The 23,680-nt window shown below is 65.2% G+C and carries 18 protein-coding genes; 12 read left to right on the top strand and 6 right to left on the bottom strand.

What is annotated here, in order from left to right:
* Window positions 1-3: 3 nt before the first annotated feature.
* On the bottom strand, window positions 4-492 hold the full coding sequence (gene dadR, locus N0B28_RS25540; RefSeq protein ID WP_042121505.1) for a transcriptional regulator DadR: 489 nt from the start codon (window positions 490-492) through the stop codon (window positions 4-6).
* Between the two features lie 156 nt (window positions 493-648).
* Here dadR and dadA point away from each other — a divergent pair, with 156 nt between their 5' ends.
* The 6 genes from dadA (at window position 649) to N0B28_RS25510 (ending at window position 6,605) form a co-directional block, all read left to right on the top strand.
* Window positions 649-1,950, top strand: a complete 1,302-nt coding sequence (gene dadA / locus N0B28_RS25535) for a D-amino acid dehydrogenase (RefSeq protein WP_043863329.1) — start codon at window positions 649-651, stop codon at window positions 1,948-1,950.
* Window positions 1,922-2,275, top strand: a complete 354-nt coding sequence (locus N0B28_RS25530) for a RidA family protein (RefSeq protein ID WP_043863330.1) — start codon at window positions 1,922-1,924, stop codon at window positions 2,273-2,275. Before dadA ends, N0B28_RS25530 begins: the two co-directional genes overlap by 29 nt.
* Before the next feature lie 40 nt (window positions 2,276-2,315).
* The gene (gene alr, locus N0B28_RS25525; RefSeq protein ID WP_088514602.1) at window positions 2,316-3,389 is read left to right on the top strand and encodes an alanine racemase; all 1,074 of its coding nucleotides are present in this window, start codon (window positions 2,316-2,318) and stop codon (window positions 3,387-3,389) included.
* Between the two features lie 108 nt (window positions 3,390-3,497).
* The gene (locus tag N0B28_RS25520; RefSeq protein ID WP_043863332.1) at window positions 3,498-4,046 is read left to right on the top strand and encodes a cupin domain-containing protein; all 549 of its coding nucleotides are present in this window, start codon (window positions 3,498-3,500) and stop codon (window positions 4,044-4,046) included.
* Between the two features lie 168 nt (window positions 4,047-4,214).
* On the top strand, window positions 4,215-4,622 hold the full coding sequence (locus tag N0B28_RS25515; protein WP_043863333.1) for a c-type cytochrome: 408 nt from the start codon (window positions 4,215-4,217) through the stop codon (window positions 4,620-4,622).
* 123 nt (window positions 4,623-4,745) lie between these two features.
* The gene (locus tag N0B28_RS25510) at window positions 4,746-6,605 is read left to right on the top strand and encodes an acetyl-CoA hydrolase/transferase C-terminal domain-containing protein (protein WP_275729538.1); all 1,860 of its coding nucleotides are present in this window, start codon (window positions 4,746-4,748) and stop codon (window positions 6,603-6,605) included.
* Window positions 6,606-6,689: 84 nt separating this feature from the next.
* Here the strand turns inward: N0B28_RS25510 and N0B28_RS25505 are convergent, their stop codons facing one another.
* On the bottom strand, window positions 6,690-7,262 hold the full coding sequence (locus tag N0B28_RS25505; protein ID WP_043863335.1) for a xanthine phosphoribosyltransferase: 573 nt from the start codon (window positions 7,260-7,262) through the stop codon (window positions 6,690-6,692).
* A 62-nt stretch (window positions 7,263-7,324) separates the two neighbouring features.
* Entirely contained in the window at window positions 7,325-9,334 is a 2,010-nt protein-coding gene (gene rep, locus N0B28_RS25500) for a DNA helicase Rep (RefSeq protein ID WP_043863336.1), read from the bottom strand.
* A 265-nt stretch (window positions 9,335-9,599) separates the two neighbouring features.
* On the opposite strand from rep, the gene N0B28_RS25495 reads away from it, so the two are divergent.
* Window positions 9,600-11,264, top strand: a complete 1,665-nt coding sequence (locus tag N0B28_RS25495) for a bifunctional diguanylate cyclase/phosphodiesterase (protein ID WP_275729535.1) — start codon at window positions 9,600-9,602, stop codon at window positions 11,262-11,264.
* 59 nt (window positions 11,265-11,323) lie between these two features.
* On the opposite strand, the gene N0B28_RS25490 is transcribed toward N0B28_RS25495, so the two are convergent.
* Window positions 11,324-12,709: a NorM family multidrug efflux MATE transporter gene (locus N0B28_RS25490; protein WP_100634197.1), complete on the bottom strand. Its 1,386-nt coding sequence runs from the start codon at window positions 12,707-12,709 to the stop codon at window positions 11,324-11,326.
* A gap of 150 nt (window positions 12,710-12,859) precedes the next feature.
* Between N0B28_RS25490 and N0B28_RS25485 the strand changes: the two genes are divergently transcribed.
* Entirely contained in the window at window positions 12,860-13,804 is a 945-nt protein-coding gene (locus N0B28_RS25485; protein ID WP_043863339.1) for a LysR substrate-binding domain-containing protein, read from the top strand.
* Between the two features lie 153 nt (window positions 13,805-13,957).
* A complete protein-coding gene (locus tag N0B28_RS25480) occupies window positions 13,958-15,943 on the top strand; it encodes a methyl-accepting chemotaxis protein (protein WP_275729530.1) in 1,986 nt (661 codons plus the stop codon).
* A 62-nt stretch (window positions 15,944-16,005) separates the two neighbouring features.
* Here the strand turns inward: N0B28_RS25480 and N0B28_RS25475 are convergent, their stop codons facing one another.
* Complete coding sequence (locus N0B28_RS25475; protein WP_104572799.1) at window positions 16,006-17,406, bottom strand: VOC family protein; 1,401 nt, start codon at window positions 17,404-17,406, stop codon at window positions 16,006-16,008.
* Window positions 17,407-17,501: 95 nt separating this feature from the next.
* Window positions 17,502-18,401, bottom strand: a complete 900-nt coding sequence (locus tag N0B28_RS25470) for a LysR family transcriptional regulator (protein ID WP_275729528.1) — start codon at window positions 18,399-18,401, stop codon at window positions 17,502-17,504.
* A gap of 139 nt (window positions 18,402-18,540) precedes the next feature.
* Between N0B28_RS25470 and N0B28_RS25465 the strand changes: the two genes are divergently transcribed.
* The 3 genes from N0B28_RS25465 (at window position 18,541) to N0B28_RS25455 (ending at window position 23,676) form a co-directional block, all read left to right on the top strand.
* Complete coding sequence (locus tag N0B28_RS25465; protein ID WP_043863343.1) at window positions 18,541-20,031, top strand: aldehyde dehydrogenase family protein; 1,491 nt, start codon at window positions 18,541-18,543, stop codon at window positions 20,029-20,031.
* A gap of 112 nt (window positions 20,032-20,143) precedes the next feature.
* The gene (locus N0B28_RS25460; RefSeq protein WP_058541726.1) at window positions 20,144-21,430 is read left to right on the top strand and encodes an FAD-binding oxidoreductase; all 1,287 of its coding nucleotides are present in this window, start codon (window positions 20,144-20,146) and stop codon (window positions 21,428-21,430) included.
* Between the two features lie 245 nt (window positions 21,431-21,675).
* Window positions 21,676-23,676: a DUF4034 domain-containing protein gene (locus tag N0B28_RS25455; protein ID WP_116052415.1), complete on the top strand. Its 2,001-nt coding sequence runs from the start codon at window positions 21,676-21,678 to the stop codon at window positions 23,674-23,676.
* The last annotated feature ends 4 nt before the right edge of the window (window positions 23,677-23,680 follow it).

The raw sequence follows: 23,680 nt of genomic DNA, 5'->3' as shown, positions 1-23,680 counted from the left end.
GGCTCAGTCCGGGATCGGCAGGTTGAGGCTTTCCTTCACCTCTTCCATCACGATGTAGCTCTTGGATTCGCGCACGTGTGGCAGCTTGAGCAGGATGTCGCCCAGCAGCTTGCGGTACGAGGCCATCTCCGAGATGCGCGCCTTCACCAGGTAGTCGAAATCGCCCGATACCAGGTGGCATTCCAACACGTGGGGCAGCTTGAGCACCGCACGGCGAAACTCTTCGAAAGTGTCCCCCGACTTGTAGTCCAGGCTGATCTCGACGAACACCAGCAGGCTGCCCTTGAGGTGCTGTGGGTTGAGCCGGGCGTTGTAGCCCATGATGATGCCTTCGCGCTCCAGACGCCGGACCCGCTCGGTGCACGGGGTGGTCGACAGGCCGACCTTCTCGCCCAGTTCGGTGAACGAGATGCGCCCGTCGGTCTGCAGGATGCGCAGGATGTTGCGGTCGATCTTGTCCAGTTCACGTTTGCTTTGATGCTGGGTTCTCATAGTGGATGCCCCTCCGTAAAAGCCGACCCTGCCGAGAATTCTCGCCAAATATAGGCTTTTATATAGTGAAAAGCACTGCCTCTACCTTCCTATACTGCGCCCATCCATGCCTTAAACAACAAATGTGTGCGGTACGCCGCCTCGAGGGATAACAACATGCGCGTTCTGGTACTTGGTAGCGGCGTCATCGGGACCGCCAGTGCCTACTATCTGGCTCGTCAGGGGTTTGAAGTGGTGGTGGTCGATCGCCAGCCGGCGGTGGCCATGGAAACCAGCTTCGCCAACGCTGGCCAGGTATCGCCGGGTTATGCCTCGCCCTGGGCTGCACCCGGTGTGCCGCTCAAGGCCATCAAGTGGCTGCTCGAGCGCCACGCCCCGCTGGCCATCAAGGCCACCGCCGACATCGACCAGTACCTGTGGATGGCGCAGATGCTGCGCAACTGCACGGCCAACCGCTATGCGGTGAACAAGGAGCGCATGGTGCGCCTGTCCGAGTACAGCCGCGACTGCCTCGACGAGCTGCGTGCCGAAACCGGCATTGCCTACGAAGGCCGCACCCTGGGCACCACCCAGCTGTTCCGCACCCAGGCGCAACTGGACAACGCGGCCAAGGATATCGCCGTGCTGGAACAGTCCGGTGTGCCCTACGAGCTGCTCGACCGCGACGGCATTGCCCGCGTGGAGCCTGCCCTGGCCAATGTCACCGACATCCTCGCCGGTGCCCTGCGCCTGCCCAACGACCAGACCGGCGACTGCCAGCTGTTCACCACGCGCCTGGCCGAAATGGCGCGCGACCTGGGCGTGGAATTCCGCTTCGGGCAGAACATCGAGCGCCTCGATCACGCGGGCGACCGGGTCAACGGCGTATGGATCGACGGCAAGCTGGAAACCGCCGATCGCTACGTGCTGGCCCTGGGCAGCTACTCGCCGCAACTGCTCAAGCCGCTGGGCATCAAGGCCCCGGTGTACCCGCTCAAGGGCTACTCGCTGACCGTGCCGATCACCGACCCGGCCATGGCCCCGACCTCGACGATTCTCGACGAGACCTACAAGGTCGCGATCACCCGCTTCGACAACCGCATCCGCGTCGGCGGCATGGCCGAGATCGCCGGTTTCGACCTGTCGCTCAACCCGCGTCGGCGCGAAACGCTGGAGATGATCGTCAACGACCTTTATCCTCGCGGCGGCGACCTGAGCCAGGCCAGCTTCTGGACCGGCCTGCGCCCGACCACCCCCGACGGCACGCCGATCGTGGGCGCCACGGCGTTTCGCAACCTGTTCCTGAACACCGGCCACGGCACCCTCGGCTGGACCATGGCGTGCGGTTCGGGTCGCCTGCTGGCCGACCTGATGGCGCGCAAGAAGCCGCAGATCAGCGCCGAAGGCCTCGACATTTCCCGCTACAGCAACAGTCAGGAGACTGCAAAGCATGTCAATCCAGCGCCAGCTCACCAATGAGCGCATGAGCCAGATCGTTACCCACAACGGCACCGTCTACCTGTCGGGCCAGGTGGGTAATGACCTGAACGGCGACGTCGGCCAGCAGACCCGCGAGGTGCTGGCCAACATCGAGCGGCTGCTGGACCTGGCCGGTACCGACAAGAGCCGCGTGCTGTCGGCGACCATCTACCTCAGCGACATCGACACCCAGTTCCAGGCCATGAACACGGTGTGGGACCAGTGGCTGGCCAAAGGCAATGCCCCGGCCCGCGCCACCGTCCAGGCCCGGCTGTGCAATCCGCAGATGCTGGTCGAGATCTCGATCGTTGCCGCCCTGCCGTAATCCGTTACCCAACTCACCCGACTGCCAGAAGGCTGCCGTCATGCGTCCCGCCCGTGCCCTGATCGATCTCCAAGCGCTGCGCCACAACTATCAACTCGCCCGCGAACTGACCGGCGCCAAGGCGCTGGCCGTGATCAAGGCCGACGCCTACGGGCACGGCGCGGTGCGCTGCGCCCAGGCGCTGGAGGGCGAGGCCGACGGGTTCGCCGTGGCTTGCATCGAAGAGGCGCTGGAGCTGCGTGCTGCCGGCATCAAGGCCCCGGTGCTGCTGCTCGAGGGCATTTTCGAAGCCAGCGAGCTGCCCCTGATTGCCGAGCAGGACCTGTGGTGCGTGGTGCATTCGCTGTGGCAGCTCGAAGCCATCGAACAGGCAGGCCTGACCCGCCCGATCACCGTGTGGCTCAAGCTCGACACCGGCATGCACCGCGTCGGGCTGCACCCCAAGGACTACCACGGCGCCTACCAACGTCTGCTGGCCAGCGGCAAGGTGGCGCGCATCGTGCTGATGAGCCACTTCGCCCGTGCCGACGAACTCGACAGCACGGCCAGCAGCGAGCAGGTGGCGGTGTTCGAAGCCGCGCGCCAGGGCCTGAGTGCCGAGGTCAGCCTGCGCAACTCGCCGGCGGTGCTGGGCTGGCCGCAGGTGCCCAGCGACTGGGTGCGTCCGGGCATCATGCTGTATGGCGCCACGCCCTTCGAGGTGCCGCAGGCCCAGGCTCAGCGCCTGCAGCCGGTGATGACCCTGGAATCCAAAGTGATCTGCGTGCGCGAACTGCCGGCCGGCGAGCCGGTGGGCTACGGCGCGAAATTCATCAGCCCGCGCCCCACCCGCGTGGGTGTGGTCGCCATGGGCTATGCCGACGGCTACCCGCGCCTGGCACCCACCGGTACCCCGGTGCTGGTGGCCGGCAAGCGCAGCCAGCTGATTGGCCGCGTGTCGATGGACATGCTGTGCATCGACCTCACCGATGTGCCCGAGGCCGGGCTGGGCAGCCCGGTGGAGTTGTGGGGCAAGCACGTGCTGGCCAGCGACGTGGCGATCCAGGCGGGCACCATCCCGTATCAGATCTTCTGCAACCTGCGTCGGGTGCCGATGGTGTACAGCGGCAATTGAGGCGCCAAAGCGGACGGGCTGCGGGTCGAAGTGTTGTAAATACTGAACGCTGTTGCGATGATACCGTTCAATTTCGACCCCACGTGTTCGTTTAGGAGGGCCCAGGCCTTGGACGTCGGTGAACGACTGCAAGCCATTCGCAAGCTCAAAGGCCTGTCTCAACGCGAGCTGGCCAAGCGGGCGGGCGTGACCAACAGCACCATCTCGATGATCGAGAAGAACAGCGTGAGCCCTTCGATCAGCTCGCTGCGCAAGGTGCTGGGCGGTATTCCGATGTCGATGGTGGAGTTCTTTTCCGAAGAGCTGCAGCCCGAGAACCCGACCCAGATCGTGTACAAGGCCAACGAACTGATCGATATATCCGACGGCGCAGTCACCATGAAGCTGGTCGGCAAGGCCCACGCCAGCCGCGCCATTGCCTTTCTAAACGAGATCTACCCGCCCGGTGCCGACACCGGCGAAGAGATGCTCACCCACGACGGCGAAGAGACCGGCATCCTGCTCGAAGGGCGCCTGGAACTGGTGGTGGGGCTTGAAACCTTCATCCTCGAGGCGGGCGACAGCTACTATTTCGAGAGCACCAAGCCGCATCGATTCCGCAATCCCTACGATGAGCCGGCCCGGCTGATCAGTGCCGCCACCCCGGCCAACTTCTGAGCCCACGCGCGTCGCCAATGCGCGGCGGATTGTCGCGGCTAAACCCCTTTGGTCTTTAGGGTTGTTTCGGTGAGGCGGGGTTCCCGCTATACTTGCGCGGCCTGCGAAACCGTGGCCGCGGGCGTGACTAGCCACCATGAGGGTGTACGCGTGAATCTAATCAAGACAATGCTGGCCGTACCAGCAGCCGTAGTAGCCCTATGGGCCGTCAACGCCCAGGCTGTGACCAATGACGACATCGCCAAGCGGCTGGAGCCGGTCGGTCAGGTGTGTGTACAAGGGCAGGAATGCAAGGGCATGGAAGTGGCCGCCACTGCCGGCGGTGGCGGTGCCAAGACCCCGGATGAAGTCATCGCCAAGCACTGCAACGCGTGCCATGGCAGCGGTCTGCTGGGCGCACCGAAGATCGGCGATACCGCCGCCTGGAAAGAGCGCGCCGACCACCAGGGCGGCCTGGACGGCATCCTGGCCAAGGCCATCACCGGCATCAACGCCATGCCGCCAAAAGGCACCTGTGCCGACTGCTCGGATGACGACCTCAAGGCCGCCATCGAGAAGATGTCCGGCCTCAAGTAAGCCCGACGCTGCAGCTACAAGGCCCGCCACGTGCGGGCTTTGTCGTTTCTGACGCTGGCCATTGCAGCAAACGCGGGGCATGCTCGGTCCAACCCTGGAATCACGGATGCCTAGGAGGCCGAGATGGCGCACCGCTGTTCGATCGAGATCGCCGTGGACGAAGTGCTGGCGCGTTTGCCGGCGCACATCCACATGGGCCTGCCACTGGGCCTGGGCAAGCCCAACCGCTTCGTCAATGCGCTGTATGCACGGGTGCGTGAGCTGCCCGAGCGGCAACTGACCATCTACACCGCACTGACCCTGGGCCGCCCGGACCTGGGTGACGGCCTGCAGCGGCGCTTTCTCGAACCCTTCGTGGAGCGCGTGTTCGCCGACTACCCCGAACTGGACTACCTGCAGGACCTGCGCCGCGACCGGTTGCCGGCCAACATCCGCGTCGAGCAGTTCTTCATGCAGCCGGGCAGCATGCTGCACAGCCACATGGCCCAGCAGGACTACGTCAGCAGCAACTACAGTCATGCGGCCCGCGACATCAATGCCAAGGGCCTGAACCTGGTGGCGCAGATCGTTGCCGCCCACCCCGAGCGCCCCGGGCACCTGAGCCTGAGCTGCAACCCCGACATCACCCTCGACCTGCTGCCGATGATCGCGCGCCGGCGTGCAGCCGGCGAAACCATCCTGATGCTGGGGCACGTGCACGACGAGCTGCCCTACATGCCGGGCGACAGCGAACTGGCGCAGGACGATTTCGACCTGTTGATCGACGCCCCGGAAACCACTCGGCTGTTCTCCACGCCGAACATGCCCGTCACCACCCAGGACCACTTCATCGGCGTGCACGCCAGCACCCTGGTGCGCGACGGCGGCACCCTGCAGATCGGCATCGGCGCCATGGGCGATGCGCTGGCCGCCGCGTTGCTGGCGCGCCAGGGGGACGCGCCGGAGTACCAGGCGCTGCTCGCCGACCTCGACCTGGCGCCCTGGCAGGTGCTGATCGAGCGTGAAGGCGGCACTGCGCCGTTTGCCCAGGGCCTGTATGGCTGCAGCGAGATGTTCGTGAACGGATTGCTCGCGCTGGCGGAGGCGGGCGTGGTGCGCCGGCCGGTGGCCGACGGGGTGCTGGTGCATGGCGGTTTCTTCCTCGGGCCGCAGGCGTTCTACCAGCGCCTGCGCGAGATGCCGCTGGCGCAGCGCAAATCCTTTGCCATGCACGCGATCAGCTTCATCAACGAGCTGTACGGTGACGAGGCCCTCAAGCGCGAACAGCGCCGCGATGCACGCTTCATCAACACGGTGTTCACCATGACCCTGATGGGGGCGGGGGTGGCCGACCAGCTCGAGGACGGTCGCGTACTGAGCGGGGTGGGCGGGCAGTACAACTTCGTCGCCCAGGCCCATGCGCTGGAAGGCGGGCGTTCCATCCTGCTGCTGCGCAGCTGGCGCGAAGCCGGCGGGGAGGTCAGTTCCAACCTGCTGTGGACCTACGGGCACTGCACCATCCCGCGGCATCTGCGCGATATCGTGGTGACCGAATACGGCATTGCCGACCTGCGCGGGCAGACCGACGCCGAGGTGATTGCGCGGTTGCTGGCGATCAGCGATTCGCGGTTTCAGCCCGGGCTGATGGAGCAGGCGAAAAAGGCCGGCAAGCTGGCGCAGGATTTCGAGCTGGATGCGCGCTTCACGCAGAACACGCCGCAGCGGCTGGAGGCATTGCGTGGGCGGCATGCGCGGTTGTTTGCCGAGTATCCGCTGGGCAGCGATTTCACCGCTGAAGAGAAGGACCTGCTGCGCGCGCTGAACTGGCTTAAGAGCAAGTTCAAGTTGAGCGAGGCGCTGGAGCTGGGCAAGGCGGCACTGGATGCGCCGGGGCCGGAGCGGTATCCCGAGCATCTGCGGCGCATGGGCCTGAGCGAGCCGGACGGGCTGAAGGAGGACCTGTACCAGCGGTTGCTGCTGGCGGCTTTGCAGGCTACCGCGTAGAGCGCTTTCGCCGGCAAGGCCGGCTCCTGCAGGCGGTGGAGCACCTGTAGGAGCCAGTCTTGCTGGCGAAGCGGTCGGTAAGCCTTACTCGATAAAGCTGACCACACCACCGTCCAGCGACTTCACCCGGGCCAGCGACTCGACGCGATAGCCCTGGCTGTCCAGCTCGGCACGCCCGCCCTGGAACGACTTCTCGATCACGATGCCCAGCCCGGCCACGGTTGCGCCGGCCTGCTTGATGATCGAGATCAGCGCCTGCGACGCCTTGCCGTTGGCCAGGAAGTCGTCGATCACCAGCACGCGGTCGCTGCTGTTGAGGTGACGCGGCGAAATCGCCACGGTGTTCTCGGTCTGTTTGGTGAACGAGTACACCGAAGCCACCAGCAGGTTCTCGGTCAGGGTCAGCGACTGGTGCTTGCGGGCGAAGATCACCGGCACGCCCAGCTTCAAACCGGTCATCACCGCCGGGGCAATCCCCGAGGCCTCGATGGTGACGATCTTGGTCACGCCCGCATCGGCGAACAGACGGGCGAACTCGTCGCCAATCAGTTGCATCAGCGCAGGGTCGATCTGATGGTTGAGAAACGCATCGACTTTGAGAACCTGATCGGAAAGCACGATGCCTTCTTCGCGAATCTTCTGGTGCAGTGCTTCCACTGGTGTAATTCCTCGATGTAGCCAAAAGGCCCCGGCAACAAGCCAGGGCAAAGGTGGATTATCTATCGTTTGAGCATGGCGCGGATATCGGCCAGGGCCGTATTGCCACGCACGGCTTTGACTTCCGTGGGTGTATCGTCCAGGCCTTCCCAGGCCAGGTCGTCATCGGGCAATTCATCGAGGAAGCGGCTTGGCGCGCAATCGATGATCTCGCCGTACTGCTTGCGCTTGGCGGCAAAGGTGAAGGCCAGGGTCTGGCGTGCGCGGGTGATGCCCACGTAGGCCAGGCGCCGCTCCTCCTCGATGGTGTCGGCCTCGATGCTGGAGCGGTGCGGGAGGATTTCCTCTTCCATGCCCATGATGAACACGTAGGGAAACTCCAGGCCCTTGGAGGCATGCAGCGTCATCATCTGCACGCCCTCGGCGCCTTCTTCCTCTTCCTGCTGGCGTTCGAGCATGTCGCGCAACACCAGCTTGCCGATGGCTTCCTCGATGGTCATGCCGCCTTCCTCGTCCTTCTCGAGGGTGTTTTTCAACGCCTCGATCAGGAACCAGACGTTGCCCATGCGAAAGTCCGCGGCCTTGTCACTGGAACTGTTGGTACGGATCCAGTTCTCGTAGTCGATGTCGGTCACCATGCTGCGCAGCGCGGCGATCGGGTCTTCCAGCGCGACCTGCTCGCGCACCTTGTCCATCCAGCGTTTGAAGCGCTGCAGGCGATCGGTGAAGCGGCTGTCCAGGTGCTCGCCCAGGCCCAGCTCCTCGCTGGCGGCATACATCGACACCTTGCGCTCGGTGGCGTAGTTGCCGAGTTTTTCCAGGGTGGTGGAGCCGATTTCGCGGCGCGGCACGTTGATCACGCGCAGGTAGGCGTTGTCGTCGTCCGGATTCACCAGCAGGCGGAAGTAGGCCATCAGGTCTTTTACTTCCTGGCGGCCGAAGAAACTGTTGCCGCCCGACAGGCGGTAGGGGATCTGGTGGTGTTGCAGCTTCAGCTCGATCAGCTTGGCCTGGTAGTTGCCGCGGTAGAGGATGGCGAAGTCGCTGTACGGGCGGTCGGTACGCAGGTGCAGGCTGAGGATCTCCATGGCCACGCGCTCGGCCTCGGCTTCCTCGTTCTTGCAGCGGATCACGCGGATCTCGTCGCCGTGGCCCATCTCGCTCCACAGCTGCTTCTCGAAGGCGTGGGGGTTGTTGGAGATCAGCACGTTGGCGCAGCGCAGGATGCGGCTGGTGGAGCGGTAGTTCTGCTCCAGCATCACCACCTTCAGGGACGGGTAGTCGTCCTTGAGCAGCATCAGGTTTTCAGGGCGCGCGCCGCGCCAGGCATAGATCGACTGGTCGTCGTCACCCACCACGGTGAACTGGTTGCGCGTACCGATCAGCATCTTCACCAGCAGGTACTGGCTGGCGTTGGTGTCCTGGTATTCGTCCACCAGCAGGTAGCGCACCTTGTTCTGCCACTTCTGCAGAATGTCGGGGTGGTCCTGGAACAGCTTGACCGGCAGCAGGATCAAGTCGTCGAAGTCGACCGCGTTGAACGCCTTGAGCGTGCGCTGATAGTGCGCATACACGATGGCGGCGGTCTGCTCCTTGGGGTTGCGCGCGTTCTCCAGGGCCTCGGGCGGCAGGATCAGGTCGTTCTTCCAGGCGCCGATCATGTTCTTGATCTCGTCGACGCCATCGTCCCCGGAGTATTCCTTCTGCATGATGTCGGTCATCAGGGCCTTGACGTCGGTTTCGTCGAAAATCGAGAAACCCGGCTTGAAGCCCAGCCGTTCATGCTCCTTGCGAATGATGTTCAGGCCAAGGTTGTGGAAGGTCGATACCGTCAGGCCGCGCCCCTCGCCGCCGCGCAGCAGGGTGCCCACGCGCTCCTTCATCTCGCGCGCCGCCTTGTTGGTGAAGGTCATGGCCACGATGTACTGGGCACGGATGCCGCAGTTCTGGATCAGGTGGGCGATCTTGCGCGTGATCACGCTGGTCTTGCCGGAGCCAGCACCGGCGAGCACCAAAAGAGGGCCGCCGACGTAGCTCACGGCTTCCTGTTGCCGGGGGTTGAGTCGGGACATGACGTTAACCGGGGGTCGCTGAAAAATAGCCGGGCATTTTAGCAGGCGCAGAGCAATTGTGCCGCGACCGTCTGACAGTGTGACGTACCACGCGATCTTAATTTGCCGCTTTTGATACTTTCCCGCAGGATGCGTGGCGAAATACCGCGGGATCAGGACGAAGGAATGTCGTGAGTTAAAGTGAAAACCATTTACATTTGATGGTTCAGGATCGAGCATCCCGCCCACATCGTCATTGACCGCGTTCTCGTGCTAAGGAGCCAGCTTGTCTACGCTTGTCGAACCGTTGCGTCTGCTTCTGCTGGCGGACGGGCCGCACTGGGCCGTTGCCCTTGGTGAATGCCTGCTGCCGCTGGGCGGTGGCGCGGTGCTGGTGACCGCACCCGGCTGGGACGCGGTCGACAGCCTGTTCGCCCGCGACCGCAACGCGCTGGTGCTGGCCACCCCGGGCTTGCAGCCGGCGCCCGGGCGTTGCGACCTGCCCATGGTGCTGCTGCTGGAGCAGGAGCCGAGCGAGGCGCCGCCGGGTGTGAGCGACTGGCTGGTGTTCGAGCAGCTGAGCGGCGACATGCTGCGCCGCTGCCTGCGCCATGTGCGCGAGCGAGGTGTGCTCGAAGCCACCCTGCAGCGCCTGGCCGAGCAGGACCCGCTGACCGGCATTGCCAACCGCCAGGGCTTCCAGACCCTGCTGGCCGCGCGTCTGGCCGAAAACGACGGGCGCGGTGTGGCCCTCGGGCACCTGGACCTGGACAACTTCCGCCACGCCAACGATGCCCTCGGCCACCAGGCCGGTGACCGCCTGATCCTGCAGGTGGTCAGCCGGCTCAAGCGCCAGCTCGAGGCAGGCGATCAGGTGGCGCGCCTGGGCAGCGACGAATTCGCCCTGCTGATCGACACCCGGCGCGAGCCGCAGCGTGCCGAGTGGATGGCCGAGCGCATCACCGAGGCCCTGGCCGAACCCTACTGGATCGACGGCGAAAGCCTGCTGCTGGGGTGCAGCCTGGGCGTGGCGCATGCCCGTGCGCAGGCTGGTGCCGACCCGCTGATGTGGCACGCGCACATCGCCATGCAGCAGGCCAAGAGCACCCAGGGCTGCACCTTTCACATCTTCAACGAGCGCATCAACCGCAACGCACGCAGCCTGGCCGACCTGGAAAGCGAGCTGCGCCGAGGCCTGCGCCGCGACGAACTGGAACTGCACTACCAGCCACGCCTGGACCTGAGCGACGGGCGCATCGTCGGCCTGGAGGCACTGGTGCGCTGGCGCCACAGCGAGCGTGGCCTGCTGCCACCGAGCGAATTCGTGCCGCTGGCCGAGCAGAGCGGGCTGATCGTGCCGCTGGGCTACTGGGTGATCTCGCGTGCCCTGCGCGACATGCAGGCACTGCGCGAGCAGGGGCTGGCGCCATTGCACATGGCGGTCAACCTGTCATTTCGCCAGTTTCAGGACAGCCAACTGCTGGCAACGCTGGGGCGGTTGATCGTCGAGCACGGGGTGGATGCGGGTTGGCTGGAGTTCGAACTGACCGAGACCGCAGTGATGCGGCGCAACGACCTGGTCAAGCAGACGATGGACGCGCTGGGACGCTTGGGGGTGCGGTTTTCGCTGGATGACTTCGGCACCGGCTTTTCGTCGTTCGTGCACCTGAACAGCCTGCCGATCGCCCTGCTCAAGGTCGACCGCAGCTTTGTCGGTGGCATGGAGCAGCGCGAAGAGAACCGCAAGCTGGTGCACGCCATGATCAACCTGGCGCACAACCTGAACCTGGAGGTGGTGGCCGAGGGCGTGGAGACCGAGGAACAGCTGGCGTTGCTGCGCAGCTTTGGCTGCGACCAGGTGCAGGGCTTTCTGATCAGCCGGCCGCTGCCGATCGAGCAACTGGTCGAGTATCTGGTGCAGGGGGCGGGGCAGAGCGCAGTGGCGCTGTAGGCCCCGTCGCCGGCATGCGCGAAACAGGGTAGGAGCCGGCCTTGACGGCGAACAGGCCCTCAAGGTTGTACAGAAATCTGTGCCATCTGCGAACTGCCCAGCAACCGCCGCATCCGCCACTCGAACGCCACCGTCAGCCCGATTGCCGCACACGCCAACCCCAGCGCCAGCCCCCACCACACGCCTACCGCGCCGCCGCCCATGGGAAACGCGAACACCCACGCCGCCGGTGCGCCGATCAGCCAGTACCCGGCCAACCCCACCAGGAACGTGGTCTTGGCGTCCTTGAGCCCGCGAATAGAGCCCATCGCGATGGTCTGAATACCGTCGAACAGCTCGAACCACGCCGCCACCATCAACAGGCTCACCGCCACCCGGATCACATCGGCGAAGGCCGGGTCCTGGCGGTCCAGAAACAGCCCCACCAGCGCCTCGGGCATCAGCCAGAACAGCAGCGAGAAACCGAGCATCATCGCCGCGCCAAAACCGATGCCCACGCGCCCGGCCTGACGCGCCGCCAGCAGGCGGTCGGCGCCGTAATGCAGGCCCACACGCATGGTCACCGCGTATGACAGGCCCGCCGGGATCATGAACGCGGTCGAGACGATCTGCAGGGCGATCTGGTGCGCGCCCAGGTCGGTGGTGCCCATGGTGCCGATGCACAGCGCTGCGAAGGCAAACAGCCCGACCTCCACGGTGTAGGTGCCACCAATCGGCAGGCCCAGGCGCCACAGCTCGCGCAACGCCGGCAGGTGCGGGCGGCTCAGGCCCTGGCGTATCGGGAAGTCCGCGTAGGCCGGATGGCGGCGGATGTACAGCGCCAGTGCGATGGCCATGGCATTGGCCACCAACGCGGTCACCAGGCCGATGCCCATCAGGCCCAGCTTCGGCAGGCCGAACATGCCTTCGATCAAGGCGTAGTTGAGCAGGAAATTGACCACGGTGCCGACCAGGCTGATCACCATCACCGGCGTCGAACGCCCCAGTGCACTGGTGAACCCGCGCAACGCCATGAAGCTCAGGTAGCCGGGCAGGGCCAGCGGCAGCACCAGCAGGAACTGGCTGGCAAAAGCCACGTTGCCAGGTGTCTGGCCCAGCATCAGCAGCACCGGCGACAGGTTCCACAGCACCAGCGCGGCGACGATGGCCATGCCCCAGGCCAGCCATAGCCCGGCCTGGGTCAGGCGCGTGGCACCGGGGTTGTCGCCCGCACCCTGGCGAATTGCGACCAGAGTACCGACGGCGGCAATCACCCCCAGGCAGAAGATCGACACGAAGGAATAGCTGGCCGCGCCCAACCCGCCACCAGCCAGGGCCTCGGGGCTGATTTTGGCCATCATCAGGGTGTCGGTGAGCAGCATCAGCATGTGCGCCAACTGCGAGGCGATCAGCGGCCCGGCCAGCCGTAGCAATGCCTTGAGTTCGGTAACGGGCGCAGCCTGCATGATGCAGCTCCTGAAAAGGGAAGGGTGAGCCGTGGATTCTCGGCCTTTGCGGGCCATTGCACAAAAGGATAAAAACGATCATTGGCATGATTAAAACTCATGTGAGTATGATTCGTGCCAACCCGTATTTCATTGCTGGAGCACGCCCGCATGTCACGCCGTTTACCGCCTCTCTACGCCTTGCGGGCGTTCGAGGCCGCTGCCAGGCACAGTTCGTTCACCCGTGCCGCCGATGAGTTATCGATAACCCAGAGTGCGGTCAGCCGGCACATCCGCACGCTGGAGGAGCACTTCGCCTGCCGGCTGTTTCTGCGCAATGGCCGCACCCTGCAGTTGAGCGAGGCGGCGCGCCTGCTGTTGCCCGGTGTGCGCGAGGGTTTCGCCGCACTTGAGCGTGCCTGCAACACCCTGCACAGCGAAGATGGGGTGATCCGCATGAAGGCCCCTTCGACCCTGACCATGCGCTGGCTGCTGGCGCGCCTGAGCCGTTTTCGCCACTTGCAGCCCGGCAACGAGGTGCAGCTCACCAGTGCCTGGATGGACGTCGACCATGTGGATTTCAACCATGAACCCTTCGATTGCGCAGTGCTGTTGGGCGACGGGCATTTTCCGCCGGACTGGGAGGTCAGCCCGCTGTTCCCTGAACTGCTGATACCGGTGGGTGCGCCCGCGCTGCTTGATCAGACACCCTGGGACGTGGAGCAGTTGAAGGCCTGCGAACTGCTGCATCCCACGCCCGACAAGCGCGACTGGCGCAGCTGGCTGGCGCAGATGGGGCTGACCGAACAGGTCTCGCTCAAGGGCGGCCAGGTGTTCGATACCCTCGAGCTGGGCATGATCGCTGCCGCGCGAGGGTATGGTGTGTCGATGGGGGACTTGCTGATGGTGGCCGAGGATGTCGCCCAGCGGCGCCTGAGCCTGCCCTGGCCGACGGCGGTGGCCAGCGGCCTGAATTACTACCTGGTGTGGCCACGCACGCGTCCCGGTGGCGAGCGTCTGCGCCGGCTCAGCGACTTCCTGCAGGGCGAGGCCCGTGCGATGGACCTGCCCAAGGTGCAGATACTGGGGGCAAATGAGCCCAACATCGGCGATTGAACGTTTGCGCAGAATATCCCTGTGATGCACTCAAGTAATCGATGACGCCGCCGAATCAGTGGGGTCGAGAGCCACAACCAGAATGGCTCCACTTCCCCATGCCGACGGTGCAGCGTGATCAGGATGATCCGGCCCCCATTGCCAGGAGCTTCCATGTCCCAACCCCGTGCCCGAATTGCCTCGCAACTCGGTATTGCCCTGGCCGCCGTGCTGGCGGTCGTCATTACCGGCAGTACGCTGTTTGCCCTGCGCTCGCTCGACAGCGCCAACCTGATCACCCGCCAGGAACACCTGGCCAGCGAGGCACGGCTGCTCGCCGACCAGCTCGACACGTTCCACAGCACCTTGCGCGAGAGTACCCAGCGCCTCAGTGGCCTGTTCGAAAAACGCTTTGCCGGCGGGCTGCGGCTTGCCTCCGACCAGTCACTCAGCGTGGCCGGAGTGGCCACGCCGGCGCTGTACCTGGCGGACCATGCGCTGAACAACGATTTTCGCGAGGTTGACGACTTTCGCCAGATGACGGCGGGTGTTGCCACCGTGTTCGTGCGCAGCGGTGAGGACTTCATTCGTATCAGCACATCGCTGACCAAGCAGGACGGCAGCCGCGCCATCGGCACTCAGCTCGATCACCAGCACCCGGCCTACGCGCGGCTGATGGCCGGGCAGCCCTACGTGGGGCGTGCCGTGCTGTTCGAGCGCTCGTATATGACCCAGTACACACCGGTGCGTGACGTGTCGGGTCGGGTCATCGCGGTCCTGTTCGTCGGCTTCGACTATACGGACGCGCAGAACGCCCAGTTCGACAACCTCCGGCGCTTCCGTATCGGCCAGACGGGGTCGCTGGCGCTGCTGGACGAACAGCAACACTGGTTGGTGGCGCCGGCAGGTGTCAGCGACACGGCACTGGCTGCCCACCAACTGGGCGGGTTTGCTGCGCATGCAGGGGAAGGGCGCTTCTGGAACGATGGGGTCGAAACCCTCTATAGCGTGGCCATGCCCTTTGCCGACGGCCCGTGGACAGTACTGGCAAGCATGCCCAAGGCCGAGATTCGTGCCGTGACCTGGAGCGTGGGCGCAAGGTTGGCCATTGGCAGCCTGCTGGCCATGATGCTGGCGGTGGGCGCCACCCTGTGGCTGCTGCGCCGCAAGCTGCGGCCGCTGGCCGACCTGGTGCGTCAGGCCCAGGCCCTGGGCGCGGGCGACCTGAGTGCCCGCCTGGCGGTGGCCAGCCACGACGAAATCGGCCAACTGGCGCGCAGTTTCAATCAGATGAGCGAAGCGCTGGCGAGCACTGTGCTGCACATTCGTGATGCCTCGCAGCAGGTCAGCCAGCGTGCTCAGGCGCTGGCGGGGCTGTCGTCGGGTGCTTGCGAGGGCATGGAGCAGCAGTCGGGCGAAATCACCAGCATGGCCGGTGCAGTCGAGCAGTTCAGCGCCACCTCCCTGAACATCGCTGACAACATGGGCAGCACCGAACGCATGGCCCAGGACAACGCGCAGCAGACGCGCATTGGCCGTGCATCGATGGACGAAGCGTCCACCTCGTTGCAGCAGATCGCGCAGGCGCTGGGCAGCACCGCGACAGTGATCGATACCCTTGGGGTGCGCTCGAAGGAGATTGGCGGCATTGTCGGCACCATCACCTCGATTGCCGAGCGGACCAACCTGCTGGCGCTGAACGCGGCCATCGAGGCGGCACGGGCGGGCGAGCAGGGGCGCGGGTTCGCCGTGGTGGCGGACGAGGTGCGCAACCTGGCGGCGCGCACCCGCGAAGCCACCGACGAGATCTCCGGCATGATCGCCAGCATTCAGCAGGAGACCGGCAACGCCATCAGCACCATGGAGCAGGGCAACCGCTTGATGGAGGACGGCTTGCAACGCAATGCCAAGGTCGCCGAGGCCTTGGCGCGCATCGACGAGCAGAGCCGGGCGGCGGGGCAGCAGTTTGCCGCGATCACCACCGCGACTCAGGAGCAGAGCAGCACGGCGACGTTGCTGAGCAGCAACTTGCAGAGTATTGCGCTGGCCAACAGCGAGCAGCGCGAGGTGGCAGCCAACCTGGCGGCTACGGCGCGGGAGCTGGAGGGTTTGGCGGGGCAGCTGCGGGCAGAAGTGGGGCGGTTTGAGGTGGGGCATTGAGGGCCCCTTCGCCGGCAAGGCCGGCTCCTGCAGTGTAGGAGCCGACCTTGCCGGCGAAGCTGTTAAATCAGCCCAGGCAGGTTCAACGCCTGCGCACACGCTGCCAGCGAGCGCCGCTCGCTCTCGGCATACAGCGCCAGCTCATCCTGCACCGACTTGCCCAGAGCCTGCTCGAACGCGTCGCGGTTGGCATTGCTGCCGTACTCGCTCTGCGCGCCTTCGCCCAGGTTGGACTGGAAGATCCCCGCCGCACTCACCGGCAGGAAGTCCTCGTAGACCAGGGCTTCGAAGTGCACATGCCCGGCTTCGATCAACGCGTTCAGCGAGGTCGGCCGCTGCGCCTGGTCGCGGGCACTCAGGCCGGCTTCGGTCGGGAAGTAGCGGAAGTACGCCAGCCCCTGCTCGCGCATCTGCGCCAGGTCGTCCGGGAAGGCTTCGAAACGCTTGCCCAGCAGGCTCATGTAGCGCTCGGCATTGGCCTCGGCCGGCACGCCGCCCAGGTCGGCCCGCGCTGCGTCCAGCAACTGGTCGTACAGCACGCGACCCTTGGGGGTCAGCGCCGCGCCGCGTTGCTCGATCTCGCCGAAGCGTGCGGTATGGCTGCCCCCTTCGCTGCCCTGCTGGTCGGTGAATGCCACGCGCTCCTGCAAGGCCTTGAAGCTGGTCTGACGCAACAGGATCGGGCAACGACGCGGTGGCGGGCCCTCGATCACGGCCTTGGGCGGAATGCCCTTGGCCGGCATGCCGACCTGGATCGCATCGATGTCCAGGGTGCGCGGCGTCAGGTGGTTGATGTGCGGGCCCTTGAAGGCCACCACATCGGCGATCAGGCGGTGCTGGTCGTGCAGTTGCTGGTACTGCTCGGCCGTGACCGTCGCGTCGTGGTGCCAGCGGAAGGTGTGCAGTGCTTCATTGACGAACGCCTCGGCGTCGGCGGCATTCAGGCCTGCGTCGGCTTCGAACTGGGCAATCAGCTGCAAGGCACGCGGGGTGAAGATCTGCCGCTTGGCCAGGATCGATGCGGCCAGCTCGCGCAGGGCCGGGTTGTCGATCAGCTCCAGGCGCAGCAGCGAAGTGAACACGCGGAACGGGCTGATGTGCAGCGACTGCTCGTGTACCGCGCGAAACGCGGTGGAGTGCACCGGTACGCCGGCCGAGCTGAGGTCGTAGTAGCCCACCGGGTACATGCCCATCACCGCGAACAGGCGGCCGATGGTCGCCAGTTCCTGGGCGGTGCCGACGCGGATGGCGCCGTGGCGTTCCTGGTCCAGGCGTTCGATCTCGCCGGTCCAGCGTAGCGCCTCGGCCACCTTGGGCTGCTGGGTCATCACCTGTTGGTTGATCTCGCTCACCAGTTCCAGCAGGGTGCCGTAGAGCGGCACCTCCTGCTTGTACATGAGCGACATGGCCGCGGAAAACTGCGCGCGAATGCTGTCCGGGCTGACGAAATCTTGAGCGGGCATCGAAAGCTTCCTGGTGGTAAAAGTCACCCTTACATGAAAGCGAGGAATGCAGGCCGGGCACAAGCGAAAAAAATTCGAGGGATCATTCCTGTAATTCAGGACCTCGGCGCGGTCGCCTGTTCACGGATCCATTCCACCAGGCTGCGCACCTTGGGTACCTCGGCGGCATGCTCGGCGAACGCCACAAAGTACGCGCCGCTGCTGCGCATCGCGTAGGGCCACGGTATCACCAGCTTGTCCTCGGCCAGTTCCTGCTCCACCAGATAGCGCGGCACCAGCGCCACGCCGCAGCCCGACAACGCGGCGCCCACGCACATATAGAAGGTATCGAAACGCGGGCCGTGGTAGCTGTTGGCCGAGTGCAGGCCCTGTTCCAGAAACCACTCGTGCCAGGCCTCCGGGCGCGAGGTGCTTTGCAGCAACACGCGCTCGGCCAGCTCGCCGGCCTCGGTCAGGGTGTGCCCCTGCAGCAGTTCCGGGGCGCACACCGGCACCACCTCGTCGCCGAACAGCTCGATGCACGTGGCCCCCGGCCAGGTGCCCTGGCCATAGAAGAACACCACGTCGGCGGTGTTCTGCAGCAGGGCGAAAGGCTCCATCTCGTTGCAGATGTCCAGGTGTATATTCGGGTAGCGCTTGCCGAAGCCCTTCAGGTGCGGGATCAGCCAGCGCACGCCGAAGCTCGGCTGGGTGGCCACCTTGAGCACTTCGGTCTGCTGCCCGTAGGACAGGATGTAGCGGCTGGACATGTCGACCTGGGTGAGGATCTTGTTCACCTCGGCCAGGTACAGCGCGCCCGCCGGGGTCAGCTGCAGGCGTCGGCGGATCCGCAGGAACAGGTGATGGCGCAGCATGTCTTCGAGCTGCGCCACCTGCTTGCTCACCGCGCTCTGGGTCAGGTGCAGCTCTTGCGCAGCGCGGGTGAAGCTCAGGTGTCGGGCGGCCGCCTCGAAGCATTGCAGGGCGGCCATCGACGGCACCAGACGTTTGGACATAGCGGTATCACTCACCCGTCGAATCATTACCTGGCGGAATGATGTGCAGAATAAAGGTCGTTTGTAGCGCCAGAGTGATCGGATTAATACTGATCCCATCACCAATTACAACCACTCACCGCCTTGCAGGAGAAGAATAATGGTTGATGGATTGCTCGACCGCCTGGGTGTACCGGCCTCTGCCTACACCCATGGCAACCATCCCGTTCACACCCCGATCGACGGCAGCGCGATTGCCTCGGTGCACCTGGAGTCCAAGGCTCAGGTACTGGGCAAGATCGAACAGGCCGAACAGGCCTTCCTGGCCTGGCGCAACGTGCCGGCGCCGCGTCGCGGTGAGCTGATCCGCCTGTTTGGTGAAGTGCTGCGTGAGCACAAGGCGCAACTGGGCGAACTGGTATCCATCGAAGCCGGCAAGATCACCCAGGAAGGCCTGGGCGAAGTGCAGGAAATGATCGACATCTGCGACTTCGCCGTCGGCCTGTCGCGCCAGCTGTATGGCCTGACCATCGCCTCCGAGCGCCCGGGCCACCACATGCGTGAAACCTGGCACCCGCTGGGTGTGGTTGGCGTGATCAGCGCCTTCAACTTCCCGGTGGCCGTGTGGGCGTGGAACACCACCCTGGCGCTGGTATGCGGCAACGCCGTGATCTGGAAGCCATCGGAAAAGACCCCGCTGACCGCACTGGCTTGCCAGGCGCTGTTCGAAAAAGCCCTGAAAGCCTTTGGCGAAGCGCCGCAAGGCCTGGCGCAGCTGATCATCGGCGACCGCGACGCCGGCCAGGCACTGGTCGACGACCCGCGCGTACCGCTGGTAAGCGCCACCGGCAGCACCCGCATGGGGCGCGAAGTCGGCCCACGCGTGGCGGCACGCTTCGGTCGCAGCATCCTCGAGCTGGGTGGCAACAACGCAATGATCCTGGCCCCGAGCGCCGACCTGGACCTGGCCGTGCGCGGCATTCTGTTCAGCGCCGTGGGTACCGCCGGGCAGCGCTGCACCACCCTGCGTCGCCTGATCGTGCACCGCTCCATCAAGGACGAAGTGGTGGCCCGCGTCAAAGCCGCCTACGCCAAGGTACGTATCGGCGACCCGCGCCAGGACAACCTGGTCGGCCCGCTGATCGACAAGGGTTCGTTCACCGCCATGCAGGACTCCCTGGCCCGTGCCCGTGATGAAGGCGGCAGCGTGTTCGGCGGCGAGCGCCAGTTGCAGCAGCAGTACCCGGATGCCTACTACGTGAGCCCGGCGATCGTCGAGATGCCTGGTCAGAGCGAGGTGGTGCGCCATGAAACCTTCGCGCCGATTCTCTACGTGCTGGCCTATGACGAATTCGATGAAGCGCTGCGCCTGAACAACGAAGTGCCACAGGGCCTGAGCTCGTGCATCTTCACCACCGACCTGCGTGAGGCCGAGCGCTTCCAGAGCGCGGCGGGCAGCGACTGCGGCATCGCCAACGTCAACATCGGCACCAGCGGTGCCGAGATCGGTGGCGCGTTCGGTGGCGAGAAAGAGACCGGCGGTGGCCGTGAGTCGGGTTCTGATTCGTGGAAGGCCTACATGCGTCGTCAGACCAACACCGTGAACTACTCGCGCGAGCTGCCGCTGGCGCAGGGCATCGTGTTCGACTGATAACCGCGTCGGCCCCTTCGCCGGCAAGGCCGGCTCCTACCGCAACCGTGTAGGGGCCGGCCTTGCCGGTGAAGGGTGCTTCCCGTTCCAAGGCCAACCAACGGAGGCGGCCATGACCGACCTGCGTCAAGAATGTCTGTGGGAGTTCGTCACTCCGCCTGCGGCGCCTGCCGCCGCACTGACGGCACAGATCAAGGCCGATGTGTGCGTGATCGGCGGGGGTATCACCGGTCTGTGCACGGCCATCAACCTGCTCGAGCAGGGCAAGTCCGTCGCGCTGCTCGAAGCCCGTGTCATCGGCCATGGTGGCTCGGGGCGCAACGTCGGGCTGGTCAATGCCGGCACCTGGATCCGCCCCGACGATGTCGAGGCCACCCTGGGCCAGCAACAGGGCAGCCGCCTGAACAAGGTACTGGGTGAAGCCCCGGCCGAGGTGTTCGCCATGATCGAACGCCTGGGCATCGACTGCCAGGCACGCAACGAAGGCACCCTGCACATGGCGCACAACGCCAACGGCGTAGCCGACCTGCAATCGCGTCACCAGCAATGGAGCCGACGCGGTGCCGACGTCGAACTGCTGACCGGTGCGCAGTGCCAGGAATACTGCGGTACCGACAAGATTTCCGCCGCGCTGCTCGACCGCCGCGCCGGCACCATCAACCCCATGGGCTACACCCGTGGCCTGGCCGCCGCGGTACGCCGTCTGGGTGGGCAGGTGTTCGAACAGTCCGCTGTCACCGGGCTCACCCGCGAAGGCAGCGCCTGGCTGGTGAAGACTGCCCAGGGCGCGGTCAGCGCCGACAAAGTGGTGATCTCCACCGGTGCCTACACCGAGGGCGACTGGACCGCGTTGCAGAAGCAGTACTTTCGCGGCTACTACTACCAGGTGGCTTCCAAGCCCCTGCAGGGCGCTGCGGCCGACAACGTGCTCAAGCACGGCCAGGGCTCGTGGGACACGCGCACGGTGCTCAGCAGCATCCGTCGCGACGACCAGGGCCGCCTGCTGCTGGGCAGCATGGGCCGGGTCGACAACAAGCCGGCGTGGTTCGTGCGCAGCTGGGCCGACCGCATCCAGGGGCACTACTTCCCGCAACTGGGCAAGGTCGACTGGGAAATGCACTGGACCGGCTGTATCGACTTCACCCCGGACCACCTGATGCGCCTGTTCGAACCGGCCCCGGGCATCGTTGCGGTCACCGGCTACAACGGCCGTGGCAACACCACCGGTACTGTGATCGGCAAGGCCTTCGCACAGTACCTGCTGCAGGACGATCCGGATGCACTGCCGATCCCGTTCGCCCCGATGAAACCGGTATCGGCCCCGTTGCTGCGCACCGGCTTCTACGAAACCGGCTTTTCGCTGTACCACGCCGGGCAGTGCCTGCGCGTGCTGCTGTAACCCCCGCTCCAGTGCGCGGCCATCGAACGGGATGCCCTGGTCGATGGCCTCCGGCATTGCCCGCATGCCGTCCACCTGCCCGCATTTTCAACGCCCCGTACCGCTCGCGCCCGGTCAAGAATCATTAACACCCGCGATTTTTTCAATTGGACTGGATCCAATCGGTAGTGTCGTTTAGCCTTCGCCGCCATCATGAGCGCCTTTGCGCTGAACGCGCTCGCTAAAACGGACTTGAAGGGTGCCACTTGCACAACATTCCCCATATTCGCCTCCACCTGCGTGACCTGGTTCGTACCGAGTCCTTCGCCGAGCTGAACAGCTATTTCGATACCCTGCAGGCCGAGTGGAGCAGCGCCGAGCCTGGCACCCACCATTATCTGGACACCGCCCGCACCGGCACGCTGTTCGACTTCAGTGTGACCCCGGCGCCGGAGATCGCACGCTTTCTGCAGGCCTGGGTCGCCGCCTGCCCGGATGCCTTCCATCCGCGCCTGTTTCTGGGCAACTACTGCTATGGCCGCGCCGGCAATATCCGCGGCAACGGCTGGGCCAACAGCGTGACCGACGACTGCTGGCTGGGCGCGGCGCTGGCTTGTGAACTGTCGGCGGTGCACCTGCTGGCGGCACTCGAACGTTCGCCGCAGCCGGTGGCTGCAGGCGTCACCCTGATGGAGCTGTGCGCGCACTTCCACGAGCCGGCGTGGCTGAACGCGCTGTTCGGTGGCGAGCCTGCCAAGGGCATGGCCAGCGACAACCAGGACCCCGAACTGCTGGAGATGGCGGTCGAACACCTGGCCCACTACGGCCTGACGCCCTTGCAACAGGCCCCCACGGCGCTGCCGGCCGGCCTGCCGCAACGCCAGGCGCACGAGATGGACCAGGGGCAGGATTACTGGCTGCACCGCGTGATGGAGTGGCGCCCGGACTGCCTGGAAGCGCTGCTCAACTATGCCAACTACCTGTTGCCGCGCTGGGGCGGCAGCTACGAAGACATCGAAGGCTTTGCCAGCGGGCCGCTGTGCGCCGCGCTGAGCGAGGCGCAGCGCAATGCGATCCGCTGGCTGGCGTTCTACGACATCCACGAGGATTACCCCGCCAAGGAGGAATTCAACGCTGCACGCGAGTACCTCGAGCACTTCGAGGCCTGGCTGCAGCGCGACTTGCTGCCAGCCTACCGCGGTTATGCGCTGGGTTACTTCGGCCAGTTCTGCAGCTACTCGCTGGACAACCAGCCACGTGCGATGGCGATGCAGGTCGCGAGCGTGCAGGCCTTCCCCGAAGGCGAGTACTTCCGCCATGTCGAGGGGCCGTTCCACAGCTTCGTCTACCTCACCATGGTGGCCAACATGGCCGACGAAACCGGTGCCTTCAAGGTGGCGGTCGAGCGCATGTGCGCGATGAACGAGTTGGGCGTGCCGGTGGCGATCAAGGCTGTCGGTCACCAGTTCGGCCTGTGGGGTTTCGACAAGGACCCGCAGTGTGTGCCGGCCTTGCTGGACCGCGCGCGGGTGCTGGGCGAACACGACCTGGGTGACTCGGGCCTGGACATCGTCAGCCTGCCGTCATTCCTGTGGGACGGTGGGCGCCACGACGAGGGTTACTTCCTGGCGGTGCAATGGGGCGAGCGTGGCCTGCCGGGCGCGGCCTATTTCCTGCACGAGGTACACACCGGTGCCCGTGAAGAGGCCCCGCAACGCTATGTGGACGAGGGCGAAAGCCTGCGCTGGCTGGAGCGCGGTGCCCAGGACGGCTGCCCGCAGAGCATGTTCAACCTGGCCTGGAAAAAGCTCTTCGACGACGAGCTGGACATGCGTGTGCGTGCCAACCTCGACGAGGTGCTGCGCCTGTTCGAAGGCGCCCGCCAATCGTCGCGGGCAGAACAGCGCGCGCGCATCCGCATCGGCATCCTGCTGCGCGACTTCGGCACTGCCGAAGAGCAGGAAACCGGCGTGAAGTACCTGCGTTCGCTGGTCGACTGTGACGATGACTGGGTCTCGGCGCGTACCAGTGCCGAGATCGCACTGGCCTACCTGCGCGGGCAGGGCGTTCAGCAAAGCCGCTTCGCTGCCATCGAGTGGGCGCAGCATGCCGTGACCCAGTTGCCCGACAACGAAGGCATCCAAGAAGTCCAGTACGAGGTGCTCAACTCCCACAGCCTGCTCAAGAGTGTCACCAGCGTGTTCGGTGCGTTCCTGGGGCGTGGCAAGGTCGGCGCCGACGACCTGCCGCCCAAGCCGGCGCAGTAACGCC

The organism is Pseudomonas sp. SD17-1 (assembly GCF_029201585.1).
Classification (GTDB): Bacteria; Pseudomonadota; Gammaproteobacteria; order Pseudomonadales; family Pseudomonadaceae; genus Aquipseudomonas; species Aquipseudomonas palmensis.
Note: the sequence above shows the minus strand (reverse complement) of the source record. Positions and strands in the feature narration are given on the sequence as shown.